Below are 14,640 nucleotides of genomic sequence, written 5' to 3'. Positions count from 1 at the left end.
AGTTAGAAGTGTTTTAATATTTGAGCTGTTCCCAATCCTAATTCATGTGAGTATCCATTGTTTTTCAATGCTGATTCAATAGCTCCTACGGTTGCGAGTAAATCATTCTTGTTTACCGATCCCATGTGTCCAATTCTAAAATAATTTTTTTTTAATTGAGGTAAAAGCCCTCCAGCTAATATAACGCCTTCTTGGTTTACTGACTTTAAAAAAGCGTTAGTGTCTATTTGACTTGGATATAAGGGCGCTGATAAAGTGTTTGCAGAAACGTATTCGTTTTTTGATAATAAGTCCAAGCCTAAAGCTTTTATTGCAGCTCGCATAGCTTTGCCTGCGCTTTTGTGTCGGTCAAAACGATGGTCTAAACCTTCCTCTAAAATGAGTTGTAAACTTTTTTCTAAAGCTATTATAAGATTCACTGGAGGCGTCCCAAAATAAGAGGCTTGTCTATTTTCATAAGCTTTCATGATTGGTAACCAATTGGCCCAATCACCATAGTAATTAGAAACAGGACTTGTTCGTTGTTCAAATGCTTGCATTACATTTTGAGAGGCCACTAAAAGCGCGAGCCCTGGAGGAACGCCTATTGCTTTTTGGGATGCTGTAAGTACCACATCAATTCCCCAATCTTCTTGCTTAATTTCTTCGCCCGCAACAGAACAAACACCGTCTAGAATGGTTAATACGTTGTACTTTTTACCTAAGGTACCAATACGTTTAGCATCATTTAAAACAGCTGTTGATGTGTCAACGTGCGTAAAAGTTAAAAGTTTATAGCTTTTAGATTTTAGTTGTTGTTCTATAAGCTCTAAGGGTACAATGTTACCTACTTCAGCTTCAAGGATATCTACTTGAGCTCCATATCTTTTTAAGATTTCGGCATAACGTAACCCAAAGTAGCCTGTAGATATTACAAGTGCTTTATCTCCGGTTTCTATTAGGTTTGCTGCTGCCATGTCCATAGCAAGTGTACCTGTTCCTGCTATTATGAATGCTTGACCAGATGGGCATTGCCAAACCTCTTTCATTAGTTTTAAACTATTGGCAAAGCAGTCTATAAAATCTGGCGACACATGGCTAGGAGTTGGTACTGCCATACATTGCATCACTTCACTTTCAAATTCTATTGGACCAGGGATCATTAATAATTTTCTCGATTTCATCTATTGTGTGTTTTAGTATTGCCAACGGTTTTATTATGTTTTTTTGACCGATTATGATCACTTAAAATCTAGTAATCTACCTTTGACTTATTCTTTAGTTTATTTTCTATGATAGGGTATAGGTTGTACGTTGGATAAATTTCTGTTGTAAAAGCTTTCCATGCGGTTCTCTCAATTGCCAAATTCACAGCTGATAGTTTTGAAGCAGGAAGTTCTAACACCACCACTTGACCGAGTCCCATAACTACAAACCAATTCACTACAGAAGTACCTTCTGGAGGAAGATTTTTATAAAACCCTTGATTGGTTCTTATCGCTTCAATCTCATTTAAAGTCATACTTTGATCATGTTTAAGAACGACGGTTAATAACAACTTGTCATCCGCTTTTTCAGAACTTGGTTTTGCATCTAGCGTCACTTTTGACTTATTTTTCAACTTATGTTCTATGATAGGATACAAATTGTAAGTTGCATACATCTCTGTTGTAAAAGCCTTCCATGCGGTTCTCTCAATTGCTAAATTTACAGCAGATAATTTTGAAGCAGGAAGTTCTAACACCGCCACTTGACCAAGTCCCATAACCACAAACCAATTCACTACAGACACACCTTCTGGAGGGAGGTTTTCGTAAAAGCCTTGATCCGTTCTTATCTTTTCAATCTCATTCAAAGTCATACTTTGATCATGTTTAAGAAAGATGGTTAGTAACAACTTGTCATCCACTTTTTCAGAGCTGTTAAGGGTATTAGTCGATTGTGCATGAACAATCATTTGTAGTAAGAATAATGGGAGTAATAATACGTATTTCATGTTTTTTATTTTTAGATGTTTGTTTAAAATAAGACAGAATAATCTTTAAGTCATTATTTTATAGTGTAATAACATTTTAATGCCATTAGCAAGTTCTGGATTGTTTATCATTTTTTTGATAAACGATCAAATTGTGTTCTTTTGAAAATTCCATAATAGTATTACTATTAGTCATAGTTCCGTCGTAATTCATTTCTGCATTTAGTTGACACTTTAATTGAATTTGCACATTTCCAAGGCTATGAATGCAGTAATTTGTCTATGTTTATTACTTGTTTACTCTTCTATGCTTCTAAAATTCGTACAAGTTTAGACCCGTATCTTCATCATAATAGCGATTAACGGTTCCATCAAAACTTTCTATAACAAATTCTGCAGCACCATTAATTTTGGCTGTAAGCAAGTGTCCCGCTAAAGCCTTGTAATCGTTACGTCCAAGAGCTACATGCATGTGTATGTAGTGCTTATCATTTTGTTGAGATATATTGCCTGTTAAGTTGGTGATTTCCATTTGTTCGGAAAACGTTTTATCTACAAATTCTTTAGTAGCTGGATCAAAAAATCGTAAAGTAGCTTCATTTACAGCACCAAGACCTACAATTGTTCCTGCTTTTATATCATGCTCTTTCACAAACGCAGTGATTGCTTTTGTAATCTCAGCATGGTTTTGAATACTTACAACGTACTTGTTACCAAACTGCTTGTAAGTGTAAAGTTCAGAATTTGATTGTGCGTTTGCTAAAAAAGATACTGCAATACACAGTACTATTAAAATTGACTTTTTCATTTTGTATACTATTTTAAGTTATAACATTAATAAGACGCTCTTATTATGTCTATCGTTAAACTATCGGCCTTTTTTCCAAGTTCGGTCTTTAATATTAAAAAATGCTCTGTTTGATTATGAAAGTCGATCGCTTCCTGAGATTTCCATTCTTCTAAAATTATGACCTTTGAGCTGTTATTAATATCTTCATGTAATATATACGAGATATTACCTTCCTCTTTCCGTGTGGCATCGGTTACGGTTTGCAACATATTAAAGACATCTTCCTTAAATTCGGGTTTTACAATAATTGTAGCTATAATTTTTAATTTACTCATAATAAATACTATTTAAATTAATTTTGAGATATACGTTCTTTTTTGAGTCCAGACCATTAATATGAACTTTTAATTGAGGTTGAACAGTTTCCGTTTTAAACTATTTTTAATTTTTCGATTAGCAAAACTAATATTGTTTCAAGCCAAACTATATGACGTAAGTCAATAAATCTATTTTTTTTAGAAAGTCAAGTCTGGTGATTTTTATTGTGTTTGATTATTTTAAGATTAACGAGACTTTATTTTTTGTATTAACTCGAATGGGTACTCGTTACAAACGAGCACCAGCTTGGGGACCAAGAATTAGCAAAATGGGAAATCAAAAACTCAGAAATTTATTATTTATGTGCAGTTTTACTACTTGTAAATATAACAAAGCATGCCGAGCACTTTATGAAAGGATCGTTGCCAAAGGGAAGAGTAAAAAAACTAGCATTAATCGCAGTGTGTAATAAGCTATTAAAACAAGCCTTTGCCATTGCTAAATCAGGATTAATATTTGATAATAAATATAAAAGTAAATTAGCTAAAATTTAATGGATTTTTACTTGTTTTTTAGCACAGTACTTTGTTGTAAAACGTTTTTTATTCAGCAGTATCTCCTTCGTTTGAATTTGCAATTACAAGAGCCCAATTGACATATTCAGGAACTTCGTACAATTCAAAATTTTCATCTCCTAAACTTATAATTTGATTCCTGTAATCTATTGTTTCCAAATTTTTATCATTATCGATATGAAATTCAATTCCATTACTGAAATAAATAGGTTTGTATTTATCTATTTGGAAAATATACCAATTATCAGGTTCCAGAATTGATTTACGATTTATTATTAGATTTTCATTTGTTTCATTAAGTATAAAAATGTCCAATAAATCAGACTTTAATTTTTGATTTTTATAGTCTTCTATAATAAATCCGCTTTTATCAAATTTTTTAGAATTATTCCTCAGATTTTTCTTTGGTTTTGGTTTGGATAAAATCAGATGTAATAAATAAGGTAGTATTAAACAAATTCCAATTGCTATTGGATAGAAATTTGTATTTGGTCTTCTAAACCCATAACCTCTGCCACCAAAACTCAAAAAAGTCAGAATCAATCCTAAAATTGCCAATACCTTTAAAATTATCAGAAAGATTTTATTATTTGAGTTCATTTTATTCAAGAAACAGTTTTGGGAAATGTTTTACAATGCCTTTGGATATCGACTGTTTTAATTGTCGATATCAGCAGTTAAACGAAGTTCGACTATTTTTTTTAGAAAGTCAAGCTTACTTACCCAACAAAAAACCTTTTAACCCTTCATAGTCAGAAATCTGCAAAGCAACTTTCTCCTTACCCATTACAGCTTCAATTTGAGGAGGTAATGTGATTTCAGCATCAATAACATCTTCAACGACATCTAAAAACTTAGTTGGATGCGCTGTTTCCAAAAACACGCAATGCGCATTTGGGTTTGTTTTTAAATAATCTTTACAACCTAAATAACCAACAGCTCCATGAGGATCTGCAACGTAATTATAAGTCTTATAAATCTCTAAAAGCGCCTCTTTCGTTTGTTCATCGGTATAGCTAAACGATGATAGATTGGCTTGTAAACGCTTAAAATCGTTTTTGTAAATCTCTTGAATGCGAATAAAATTACTTGGGTTTCCAACATCCATCGCGTTACTAATTGTCGCTACAGATGGTTTTGGGTTGTAATGTTCTGTTTTTAAATATTCTGTGACTACATTATTGGCATTATTAGACGCAATAAAATGTTTGATAGGTAATCCTAATTGTTGCGCTACCATTCCTGCACAGATATTTCCGAAGTTACCACTAGGAATAGAAAATACAATCTCATCATGTTGATTGTGCAATTGCTTATATGCAAACATGAAATAGAATAATTGCGGTAACCAGCGAGCCACATTGATAGAATTGGCAGAAGTTAATTGCATTTTGCTCGTAATCGACTCGTCTAAAAATGCTTTTTTGACCATATCTTGACAGTCATCAAAAACACCATCGACCTCTAAAGCAGTAATATTTTGACCAAGTGTTGTGAGCTGTTTTTCTTGAATATCACTCACTTTTCCAGAAGGATATAAAATCACAACATTCACGCCTTTAACACCTAAAAATCCGTTAGCAACTGCACCACCTGTGTCTCCAGAAGTTGCAACTAAAACCGTCACTTCATTCGTGTTGTTTTGATTGAAATAGCCTAAACATCGTGCCATAAAACGTGCACCAACATCTTTAAAAGCCATCGTTGGACCATGAAATAACTCTAACGTTGAGATATTCTCATCTAATTTTACAACCGGAAAATCAAACGATAACGTTTCTTCAATAATCGTTTTTAAAATGTCTTCAGGAATCTCCGGACTTACGAATTGCTTAATTGCTTCAAACGCAATTTCAGGATATGATTTGTTGTCAATATCTTCAAAAAATGAAGCAGGTAATGGTTTTATTTCCTCTGGGAAGTATAATCCGCTATCTGGCGCAAGTCCTTTGATGACTGCGTTTTCAAAAGTTGTATCTGGTGCTTTTCTATTTAGACTGTAATATTTCATAGGAATGGGACCGAAGACGGATGACCGAAGTTAAAAAGGCTTCGATATTAAGTTTTCGGATTTTTATTTTAAATTTTTTCTAAAAGCAATCATCATATTCATTAGTGAATGAGATTGTAAATAAAATGAATCGAATCGCTCGATTGTAATATAATTTCTTCGTTTTGCTTTGAATAAACAGGTAGCAACTTCTGCTAATGATTTTATTGAATAAGCAACAAACTTATGTTGTTCTAGATTGGATTGACCAATCGAACCTTCAGAAATATTTAAGGCAATAGAATCTGTTGCTCTCCTAACTTGAGATGATAAATTGAATTTTTCTTTAGCAGGAAAATTTTCAGTTATTTGATCTATTTCCTCTCCGAAATCCATTGCTTTCTGCCAAATAATTAACTTTTCAAACTTGAATTTATTCATGTTATTATCATTTTTAATTTAAAAGATAGGTCTTTCTAGTTTGACCTATGGTCTTCTGTCTTCGGTCCTTTTTATTCAATAATCTTAATCCCTTTAGTATTAATTTCTGAAACGTAAACTTCAAAAGGAATTTCTGTTTTTGAATACACATTTTTAATTGCTTGAGCGACTTTTTGAGCAGTCGAATTCCCGTAGCACAAACTAAAAATTGATGGTCCAGATCCCGAAATTCCACAACCTAAAGCACCATTTTCAAGAGCAGCTTTTCTAACATCTTTAAAGTGCGGAATTAATTGACTGCGATGAGGTTCTACGACGACATCTGTTAATGATCTACTCAATAATTCGTAATCATTGGTGTGCAATGCGTGAACCAAACTCCCAACGTTTGACCATTGCGTAATGGCATCTTGTAATGCGATTTGCTTCGGAAGGATTGCTCTAGACTCTGAAGTCTTTATTTCAATTTGTGGATGGATAATCACTGCAAATAAATCTTTTGGAGTAGGCAATTGCAAAACCTCAAGAGGTGCTACCGATTTTACTAATGTGAATCCGCCAAAAATCGCAGGAGCAATATTATCTGCATGCTCACATTGACTCGCTAGAGCTTCACCTTTCATGGCGAAATTGGTAAGTTGTGTTTTGTTGTATGGTTTGCCTAAAAGCTCATTCATACCAAAAACACTACCCACAGCACTTGCTGAGCTGCTGCCAACACCACTTCCTGGTTTTATGTTTTTGTAGATTTCGAGTTCAAAACCAAAATCTGGATTTGCATCCTCTAGCATTGCCAAGGCAGAAACACCTGCTACATTTTTTTCTGCCTCAAATGGTAAATCGTAACCTTCAATTTTAGTAATATGAATTCCTTTTTTATTAGTTTTTCTAATGATCATTTCATCTCCAATAGTGTCAAGGCAAAAGCCTAGTACGTCAAATCCGCAGGAAACATTAGCTACTGTTGCTGGAGAGAAAATTTTTATCTCGTTCATATCTTAATCTTCCGCAAATGCGAAATTTTTAGTTTCTATTTTTCCGAAGAAAAATAAATAGTTTATTAATTTTTTAATTCATTTGAGTAAGTACTTCTTACTTGTTACTTACACGAATAATGTCTGCAAATAATCCTGAAGCAGTAACTTCTGCACCAGCTCCAGCGCCTTTAATGATCATAGGCTGCTCTGGGTAACGTTGTGTGTAAAACATGACGATATTATCTTTGCCTTCAAGATTGTAAAAAGGATGTCCTTGAGGGATTTCTTTTAATCCGACTTTAGCTTTTCCTTCATTGAATTCTGCGACATATTTCAACTGACAATCATTCGATTTTGCTGAAGCGTATAACTTCTGAAAATGAGCTTCGTCATCTATCAACGTGTTATAAAAATCATCAACTGAACCGCTTTCTAAATTAGCCTTGGTTAAGAATGAATCATTTTCTATGTCTTCGAGGTTCATTTTTGTAACGCTTTCACGTGCTAGAATTAGAATTTTTCTGGCCACATCTACACCACTTAAATCAATTCTTGGATCTGGTTCTGTATAGCCTTCTTTTTGGGCTTGCTTTACCACATCATGAAACTTAGTCGTGTCATCAAAATTATTGAATACAAAATTCAAACTGCCAGATAAAACTGCTTGTATAGAAGTGACTTTGTCTCCCGATGCAATTAAATTATTAAGTGTGTCAATTACAGGTAATCCTGCACCAACATTAGTTTCGAATAAAAAGGGTGCGTTATATTTAAGTGATAAATTTTTGAGTTCGTTATAATTTTCAAAGCTACTTGAGCACGCTATTTTATTACAAGCAACAACAGCAATACTGTGTTTTAAATAGGCACCATATAATTTTGAAACCTCTTCATTTGCAGTGACATCAACAAATATACTGTTGCGTAAATTGAAATCTTTGGCGCGTTCAAAAAAACCTTCTAACGATGCTTTTTCTCCAGTAAGTAGTTGGTTTTTCCAGTCTTTTAAATTGAGACCAGAATCATTAAAAATCATCATTCTAGAGTTGGATAAGCCAACTACTTTTATATTGATTTTTAATTGCTCTTTTAGGTATTTTTTTTGTGATCTTATTTGTTCTACCAAATGTTCACCAACATTACCAACACCAGTTATAAATACATTAAGCTGTTTGTTGTTATCTTCAAAAAAACATTCGTGTAACGTGTTTAGAGCTTTTTTGACATCTTTTTCTGATATAACTGCTGAAATATTCCGTTCTGAAGCACCTTGTGCTATTGCTCGAATGTTAATATTGTTCTTACCTAAAGTGCTAAACATTTTACCGCTTATCCCTTGGTGACTCTTCATTTTATCGCCTACAAGCGCTATAATTGATAAGCCAGTTTCAACGATTATAGGATCAATTTTATGTAATGAAATTTCATTTTCAAAAGTTAAGTCAATGGCAGTTTTTGCTAATAGAGAGTCTTTATCGTCAATACCAAAACAAATAGAATGTTCTGATGATGCTTGAGTGATAAAAATGATATTGATTTTCTCATGTGCTAAAGTCTCGAACAAACGTTTAGAGAAACCTGGAATTCCAACCATTCCGTTACCTTGAAGAGTCAATAAAGCAACATTATTAATGTTAGAAATTCCTCTCACAGGAGTTGTAGAGTTTTCTATAAAATCATTTGATATTTTAGTTCCAAAAGCATCAGGATCTAGCGTGTTTTTTATATGAATTGGAATATTTAAATTCAATACAGGTTGCACTGTTGGAGGATATAAAACTTTGGCTCCAAAATGCGATAGTTCCATTGCTTCTTGATAAGATAAGTTCTCAATAGGAAATGCTTGTTTTACTAATTTTGGGTTGGTTGTAAACATACCACTCACATCTGTCCATATTTCAAGAGAACTCACATTTAATGCTGCAGCAACAATGGCTGCAGTAAAATCAGAACCTCCTCGACCTAAAGTGGTTATCTCTCCAAGTGTTGATTTTGATATAAATCCTGGGAGAATTGTGATTTGTTGTTTTGCTTCTTGAAAGTAGCTTTTTATGTTGTTGTTAGTCTGTTGGTATTGTACTTCTGCCTTTGTAAAATTTGAATTTGTGACAATCAATTCCTGACTATTTTTTCTAACACAATTCATACCTCTACTTTTCATTGTTTCTGCAATAATAAAAGAGGATAGCAATTCTCCAAAACTGACTAATTTGTCAGATGTTTTTGGAGACAATTCATTGATCAAAAAGATACCATCTAAAAGACTTCTTAGCTCTTGCAATTTGTCATTTAAATGTGCGGAGATATTTTGGTTTTCCGAAAGGGTTAATTCTGTTAGAATTTTATGATGTCTGTTTGAAATAGCATCAAATTCTAAAATATAATCTTGGTTTTTGGTTTGAGCAAGTTCGGCAGCTTTTAATAATTTATCTGTAATACCTCCAACTGCTGAGACCACACAAATTACCCGATCATCTTTTGAATATTTATCAAGTATTGAAATAACTTTATTTATGTTTTCTGTAGAGCCTACAGAGGTTCCGCCAAATTTTAAAACATTCATTTTAAGAAGTTTAAGTGAGAATTTTGTGTTTAAGTCTTTTTGTTATAAGACATTTAGGTTGTTGAAGATATATAGCTAAAAACCCCAAAGGGTAATCATACCAAAAGTCATCCCAATTGTTAGAGAGATGCTAATTTGAAAAAAAATTACATTTAGGTTTGTCATTTTTTAAAGCCTATACTTATCAAATGTATTATTTTTACAGGAATAAAAAAATTTAGAAAGGTGTTTTATACATTTTTCATTTTAAAACGAATAAATTCAAGAATTCTCCGTAATCGCTTATTTTAGTGAGGATTTTGCAACTAAATACGATACATTATATATGAAGATTTTTTCAAAAGAACAGATTTACGAAGGAGATCAACTCACATCAAAAAAACAAAACATCACATCAACAGAGTTGATGGAGCGTGCAGGAATTCAAATTTTTAATTGGCTTCATATACGTATGCAAGGTGCTCAAGTGCCTATTCATGTATTTTGTGGGATTGGTAATAATGGAGGAGATGGTTTAGTCGTTGCCAGGCATCTAATCACTCATGGTTACAATGTTAAGACCTATGTGGTTAACTGTAGCGATAAGAGAACCAAAGATTTTTTAATCAATTATGATCTCATAAAACAGACGACTAAAAAGTGGCCTGATATGCTTAGTTGTGAAACAGATTTTCCTGAAATTCATAAAGACGATATTATTGTTGATGCAGTCTTTGGGATTGGTTTAAATAGACCTATAAATGATTGGGTTAAATCATTGTTTGTTCACTTTAAAAAGAGTGGAGCATTTACATTGGCAATTGATGTGCCTTCTGGTGTTTATACAGATAAAGCTATTGAAGATGAAAATGGAGTTGTTTGGGCAAATTATACATTGAGTTTTCAATCGCCAAAATTGATCTTCTTTTTACCTGAAACTGCTAAATTTTCAATAGAGTGGGAAGTGTTAGATATAGGGATTGATAGAGAGTTTTTAATCACTACCGAAACTGAAAGTGAATTAATAGGTAAAAATGAAGTGTTGCCAATTTACAAACCTCGAAAAAAGTTTGCTCACAAAGGAGATTTTGGACACAGTTTAATTATTGGTGGTAGCTACGGAAAAATGGGTTCTGCTTTGCTGTCTAGTCGTGCTGCATTATCAATTGGTGCTGGATTGGTGACATCGTTTATTCCAAAAATCGGATATCAAATTATGCAAACCGCATTTCCTGAAGGGATGGTCATTACCGATGATAATGAAACTATGATTTCTGATATAAAATTTGATATTGAGCCAACTGTTATCGGTTTAGGAATTGGAATGGGTACGAGTACAGAAACAGCTTCAGCGCTTGAGAAATTTCTAAAAACAAATAAAAAGCCATTAGTTATTGATGCAGATGGACTCAATATAATGTCTAAGAAAAAGGCGCTCTTAAAACTGCTTCCAGAAATGTCTGTTTTAACACCTCACCCTAAAGAGTTGGAGCGCTTAATAGGGAAGTGGAAAGATGATTTTGAGAAGCTTAAAAAAGCCAAAGCTTTTTCTAAAAAGTATAATGTAGTTCTAGTCATAAAAGGCGCAAATACAATTACTGTTTACAATGAAAAACTATATGTAAATACAACTGGGAATCCAGGAATGGCAACAGCAGGAACTGGAGATGTTTTAACTGGAGTAATTACAGGATTAATTTCACAAGGATATGATGCATTAGGAGCAGCAATTTTTGGTGTTTATTTACATGGTAAAGCTGCAGATCTTGCAATTGAAGATTTAGGTTATCAAAGCCTTATTGCAAGTTATATTATTGAGGCTTTGGGTGAAGCGTATATAGATTTATTTAAACAAACTGAACAACCTCAAGTTGAAGCACAAGAACCTGACGATAAAAAATAATCAAAAACAAAAGTTTAGAAAACAAAAAACCACTTCAATTGAAGTGGTTTTTTTATGATATTTAAAAATTGCTTAAGGTTGTATCTTAAGTTCTTTTTCCAATAATTCTACCAATTTAGGGTCAGATGGTCTTGGAGCATCTGCACTAACAATGTTTCCGTTTGGATCTATTAGGATAAATCTTGGGATTCCTTGTATTCCATAATCCCTAACAAATTTAGAGCTCCAATCTTTATCTGCCATTAGCTGTACACCACCTAAATCTTTATCTTTAACCATGCTCACCCATTTGTCATGATCTTTTACTTGGTCTATTGAGGTGCTAACAAATTCTATATTTTCACTATGAAATTGCTTCTCAACTTCTTTTAAAGAAGGTATTTCTTTAATGCATGGACCACACCATGTTGCCCAAACATCTACATAAACATATTTGCCTTTTAAATCTGTAAGCGATAATTCACCACCTTTATGATTTTCATAATTCACAAACTGAGGAGAAGGTCTTCCTTTTATTAGGTTTTTATTTTTTTCAAAAGTTGATGTTAGTTTTTTCTTCGTGTCTTCATTTGTTGTATTCTCAACAAAGAAATTATAAATAGCTTCCATGTTTTCGTTTCCTGGCGACACTAAGAAACTTGATAGATAATCAATAACATCATTTTTTAATGCTTGAATTTTAATATCAGAGACACCTTTTAAATCGTCTGTAGTTACAGATGAAATGTCATCGCCTAAATCTTCAAACAAACCAGTTAAGACCTTGCTAAAAGCAATATCCTTATAAGAGCTAGATGATTTGTATGCTTTTGAATCATCAAATGTCATATTTTTTAATTCTGTTGGGATAAAACCTTCAGACACTTCAAAGCCTTCTTGTTTTGTGTAATAACCATGTCTTTCAACATAATTGTTTAACATCGCATAATTATCGTAAACAAGATTTTGTTTTTCCGAAGAAACAAACGCTTCATCAGCATTAGTTAAACCGTTTAAAAGCGTTTCGTTTTCTGTTTTGATTTCAGATAATTTAGCTTTAAAAGCGTCTTCTTCTAAAGAGTAAAATTTAACAGGATTGGCAGTAGCCATGCCATTGTATAAAGTTTTTGTAGCTAAATAATTATTTTCAATAGCACCTTCACCAGAGTACTTAATAGTTTCATCAAAACTGCTTGCATCAAGCATAACATTAAGATTATCTTCAAATCCTAAATGAATTGGTGTGAATTCTCGACCTATTGACATTGTGTAAAATCCGTTTTCAGGGATGCGAAGCGTATCAGCAAACGTACCATCTTCATTAATTGCAATTTCAGCTTTAAAATCAGCATTTTTAATAATTGCATTTTTGACTTTAGAATTTTCAATTTTTCCTGAAATAACAGCGTAGTCAACTTTTGGTTCTTGCTTACATGCAAAAATTGATAATGCTACAAGAGCAATAATTAGTCTTTTCATAATTTTTAATTGTTTTAGTAGTTCAAAAATACAGTTTTATCATTTTTTCTAAGTCATATTTTATTAATTATTAACATTTGTTGCAAAGTATAAATGTTATTCAGAGTTTTGATGAAGTAAAATATAACTATGAGTACAACACATTTTATCTCTTCGGAAATTTTAGAACTATCAACTGTTGGAGATATCCTCTTTCAGAATAAAAAAATAGAGCTTACAAAAGAGTCTATAAAAAAAATAGAGGCTTGCCGAAATTATTTAGATGAAAAAATAAAAAAGGAAAATCATCCCATCTACGGAATCAATACAGGTTTTGGGTCTTTATGTGATGTAGAGATCTCTAAAGACAAGCTAACCAAATTGCAGGAAAACTTAGTAATGTCTCATGCCTGTGGAATGGGAGAGCGAGTACCTAAGCAAATAGTGAAGCTTATGTTGTTGCTCAAAGTTCAATCATTGAGTTATGGTCATAGTGGAGTTCAGCTAAAAACAGTTCAGCGCCTTATAGATTTTTATAATAATGATATCCTACCAATTGTTTACACACAAGGGTCATTAGGTGCATCTGGAGATTTAGCACCATTAGCGCATTTGGCTTTACCATTAATTGCAAAAGGAGAGGTTACATATAAGGATGAGATTTTTGAGTCTAATGAAATCTTGTCAAAATTTAATTGGGAGTCTATAGAGTTGCAGTCAAAAGAAGGGCTTGCTTTATTAAATGGAACTCAATTTATGAGTGCTTACGGAATTCATTTACTTTTAAAGTCATATAAGCTTTCTTATTTCGCAGATTTAATAGGAAGTATTTCTTTAGATGCTTTTGACGGAAGGATAGAGCCATTTAATGAACTTGTACATTTAGTAAGACCTCATAGAGGTCAATTAAAAACAGCAAAGCGTATAAGAGAGTTTCTTGAAGGTAGTGAGTTGATAAAACAAGATAAAGCGCATGTTCAAGATCCGTATTCATTTAGATGTATGCCTCAAGTTCATGGCGCAACAAAAGATACATTAGATTTTGTTCATAAAACATTTAAGACCGAAATAAACGCGGTTACAGATAACCCAAACATCTTTGTTGGAGAAGATGAAATTATTTCTGGTGGAAACTTTCACGGTCAGCCTTTAGCATTAGCTTTAGATTATTTAAAAATTGCGGTTGCAGAGTTGGGAAGTATTTCTGAAAGAAGAACCTATCAGTTAATTTCAGGATTAAGAGGTCTTCCTGCTTTTTTGGTTGATAATCCTGGGTTAAATTCTGGTTTTATGATTCCGCAATATACAGCAGCAAGTATAGTGAGTGCTAACAAGCAACTTGCAACACCTGCTAGTGTAGATAGTATTGTGTCCAGTAATGGTCAAGAAGATCATGTAAGTATGGGTGCAAATGCAGCGACTCAATGTTACACTATTGTGAATAATGTAGAACGTATATTGGCAATTGAATTATTAAACGCTTCGCAAGCGCTTTATTTTAGGAAACCATTAAAATCTTCGGCTCTAATAAATTCTTTTCTAAAAAGTTACAGGTCTGAAGTGCAATTTGTTGCTGAGGATAAAGTATTTTATATACTTATGAATAAAACGCAGCAGTTTATCTGTGATTTTTGCATTGAAAATGACATACTTTTCGATTAAACGCATAAAAAAATGTTCAACGGTTTAATCCTTAAAAAAAGGTTAAAATTA

At 32.9% G+C, this 14,640-nt stretch carries 12 protein-coding genes and 1 pseudogene; 3 read left to right on the top strand and 10 right to left on the bottom strand.

The annotated features are described in order from the left end of the window. Nucleotides 1-2 precede the first annotated feature (2 nt). From IM744_RS10395 to IM744_RS10375, 4 genes are all read right to left on the bottom strand, one after another. Nucleotides 3-1,163 (bottom strand): pyridoxal-phosphate-dependent aminotransferase family protein, encoded by a 1,161-nt coding sequence (locus tag IM744_RS10395; protein ID WP_194508076.1) that lies wholly within the window; start codon nucleotides 1,161-1,163, stop codon nucleotides 3-5. A 68-nt stretch (nucleotides 1,164-1,231) separates the two neighbouring features. Continuing rightward, a complete protein-coding gene (locus IM744_RS20575; RefSeq protein WP_206694483.1) occupies nucleotides 1,232-1,975 on the bottom strand; it encodes a hypothetical protein in 744 nt (247 codons plus the stop codon). Between the two features lie 292 nt (nucleotides 1,976-2,267). Next, entirely contained in the window at nucleotides 2,268-2,762 is a 495-nt protein-coding gene (locus IM744_RS10380) for a PPC domain-containing DNA-binding protein (RefSeq protein ID WP_194508075.1), read from the bottom strand. A gap of 26 nt (nucleotides 2,763-2,788) precedes the next feature. After that, nucleotides 2,789-3,079: a putative quinol monooxygenase gene (locus IM744_RS10375; protein ID WP_194508074.1), complete on the bottom strand. Its 291-nt coding sequence runs from the start codon at nucleotides 3,077-3,079 to the stop codon at nucleotides 2,789-2,791. Between the two features lie 296 nt (nucleotides 3,080-3,375). Between IM744_RS10375 and IM744_RS21000 the strand changes: the two are divergent. Further along, a pseudogene (locus tag IM744_RS21000) lies at nucleotides 3,376-3,616 on the top strand (IS110 family transposase); the annotation flags it as partial. Between the two features lie 48 nt (nucleotides 3,617-3,664). On the opposite strand, the gene IM744_RS10365 reads toward IM744_RS21000, so the two are convergent. The 5 genes from IM744_RS10365 to thrA all read right to left on the bottom strand — a co-directional run bounded on the left by IM744_RS10365 (nucleotide 3,665) and on the right by thrA (nucleotide 9,608). Beyond that, nucleotides 3,665-4,237: a hypothetical protein gene (locus tag IM744_RS10365; RefSeq protein WP_194508073.1), complete on the bottom strand. Its 573-nt coding sequence runs from the start codon at nucleotides 4,235-4,237 to the stop codon at nucleotides 3,665-3,667. 115 nt (nucleotides 4,238-4,352) lie between these two features. Continuing rightward, nucleotides 4,353-5,648, bottom strand: a complete 1,296-nt coding sequence (gene thrC, locus IM744_RS10360) for a threonine synthase (RefSeq protein ID WP_194508072.1) — start codon at nucleotides 5,646-5,648, stop codon at nucleotides 4,353-4,355. 63 nt (nucleotides 5,649-5,711) lie between these two features. Beyond that, entirely contained in the window at nucleotides 5,712-6,068 is a 357-nt protein-coding gene (locus tag IM744_RS10355) for a four helix bundle protein (protein WP_194508071.1), read from the bottom strand. 71 nt (nucleotides 6,069-6,139) lie between these two features. Further along, entirely contained in the window at nucleotides 6,140-7,063 is a 924-nt protein-coding gene (locus IM744_RS10350; protein ID WP_194508070.1) for a homoserine kinase, read from the bottom strand. A gap of 97 nt (nucleotides 7,064-7,160) precedes the next feature. Then, a complete protein-coding gene (gene thrA, locus IM744_RS10345; RefSeq protein WP_194508069.1) occupies nucleotides 7,161-9,608 on the bottom strand; it encodes a bifunctional aspartate kinase/homoserine dehydrogenase I in 2,448 nt (815 codons plus the stop codon). 325 nt (nucleotides 9,609-9,933) lie between these two features. Here thrA and IM744_RS10340 point away from each other — a divergent pair, with 325 nt between their 5' ends. Continuing rightward, nucleotides 9,934-11,490 (top strand): NAD(P)H-hydrate dehydratase, encoded by a 1,557-nt coding sequence (locus tag IM744_RS10340; RefSeq protein ID WP_194508068.1) that lies wholly within the window; start codon nucleotides 9,934-9,936, stop codon nucleotides 11,488-11,490. Nucleotides 11,491-11,562: 72 nt separating this feature from the next. Here the strand turns inward: IM744_RS10340 and IM744_RS10335 are convergent, their stop codons facing one another. After that, entirely contained in the window at nucleotides 11,563-12,948 is a 1,386-nt protein-coding gene (locus IM744_RS10335; RefSeq protein WP_194508067.1) for a TlpA family protein disulfide reductase, read from the bottom strand. A gap of 129 nt (nucleotides 12,949-13,077) precedes the next feature. Between IM744_RS10335 and hutH the strand changes: the two genes are divergently transcribed. After that, the gene (gene hutH / locus IM744_RS10330) at nucleotides 13,078-14,589 is read left to right on the top strand and encodes a histidine ammonia-lyase (RefSeq protein ID WP_194508066.1); all 1,512 of its coding nucleotides are present in this window, start codon (nucleotides 13,078-13,080) and stop codon (nucleotides 14,587-14,589) included. Nucleotides 14,590-14,640: the final 51 nt, after the last annotated feature.

Source organism: Psychroserpens luteus (genome assembly GCF_015319355.1).
Taxonomy (GTDB): domain Bacteria; phylum Bacteroidota; class Bacteroidia; order Flavobacteriales; family Flavobacteriaceae; genus Psychroserpens; species Psychroserpens luteus.
The sequence above is the reverse complement of the archived record's forward strand: the minus strand, read 5'-3'. Positions and strand labels throughout refer to the sequence as shown.